The organism is Macrococcus equipercicus (genome assembly GCF_004359525.2).
In the GTDB taxonomy this organism is placed as follows: domain Bacteria; phylum Bacillota; class Bacilli; order Staphylococcales; family Staphylococcaceae; genus Macrococcus; species Macrococcus equipercicus.
Window position 1 is genome coordinate 1 of the sequence record NZ_SCWC02000035.1, and the last position, 417, is coordinate 417.

1 protein-coding gene is annotated in these 417 nt (G+C 37.2%); it reads left to right on the forward strand.

Translation table 11 applies throughout. From position 1 onward, the window contains the following. A partial coding sequence (locus ERX35_RS11320) for an IS3 family transposase (protein ID WP_149459979.1) occupies positions 1-284 on the forward strand: 284 nt, incomplete at its 5' end. Positions 285-417 lie beyond the last annotated feature (133 nt).

Below are 417 nucleotides of genomic sequence, written 5' to 3' on the forward strand. Positions count from 1 at the left end.
TTGATAATCATCTCATAGATGAAGTGCTTGATACCTTCGGTATTCAGAGATCGTTGAGTATGAAAGGGTGTCCGTATGATAATGCGGTCGCTGAAGCAACCTTTAAAGCGATGAAGACCGAATTTATTAATCAATTTCATTTTCTTTCTCTAAATCATTTGAATATTGAACTTTTTGATGATGTGAACTGGTACAACAATATCAGACCGCACGGTGCATTGAATGATTTAACACCAAAAGAATATAAAGAAATATTCTATAAAAACTGTCCAATATTATGTTGACAGACCAGTACTCAATCACCGTTTCTAAAGGTCTATGCGCCGACTTATAATGTCTCAGCAAATATAAATGGCTATGCGGATAACCGTAAGGAGGACAGTGGCTTCCTTTTTGCGAGCTGGAACAAGGTTCCAG